The organism is Chitinophaga varians, assembly GCF_014529945.1.
In the GTDB taxonomy this organism is placed as follows: domain Bacteria; phylum Bacteroidota; class Bacteroidia; order Chitinophagales; family Chitinophagaceae; genus Chitinophaga; species Chitinophaga varians.
Genome location: NZ_JACVFB010000028.1, coordinates 1 through 742 on the forward strand (window position 1 = coordinate 1; position 742 = coordinate 742).

Annotated in this window: 1 protein-coding gene; it reads right to left on the reverse strand. The window is 49.6% G+C overall.

The genetic code is table 11. The annotated features are described in order from the left end of the window. On the reverse strand, nucleotides 1-742 hold a 742-nt coding region (locus tag ICL55_RS34895; RefSeq protein WP_223151700.1), incomplete at both ends, for a hypothetical protein.

A 742-nucleotide genomic window follows, 5' to 3' on the forward strand; every position in this document is an offset into this window, starting at 1 on the left:
GAGTATCCCCCTTGCGCGGTGGCGCTTCATCACCTGGCAATTGGTGATCTCCACATCCGGGTTCTTGTCTATATTTTCCAGCAGATCTCCACGCTTGAGTATATTGGTGATATTCTCGGTGAACGTAAGACGGTATCCTTTCGACACATCCTCCTGCTTTGCCACGGATAAAATCTGCCTGCGCTGCATGGTAGCCGTATCCACACGCCAGGCTTTATCGCCCTTCTCAAAGCCTATGTACCTATCATTCGGCGCCAGCAGCACTTCATGATCGCTCAATACTTTGACTACCGGGGCATACATACCATGTATATTGATAAAATCATCGCCGGCGCCGGTTACCTTGCAACTGTCGATCACAATGCGGCCTTTACAACCATTAAAATGCGTGGCGTCGGCTACGGTACTGAATACACGATTTTTCTTTTCATTGGCTATGATATTCACCTGCTTCAGGGTGATGTCTTCACATTCGGAAGCGCCGACCCCAACACTCAGGGCATGGTAAATGTTGATTTGCTCCAGCCACAGCCGGCTGCTCCGCATCAGCTGTATACCATCAGTGATGTAATAGTCGTGGTAAAGGGCAATCAGCGTTCCCCGCTCCGGCTTCCTTTCAAGCGGGAAATGCAGCCGTACCAACCCATTCTCACGCAATTCAGCCGTGGCGTTCCAAATTTCCCCCAAAGGATTATCGGTGGTCTCGTATACGAGGTCTTTATTACCTGCATTGAAGATATTA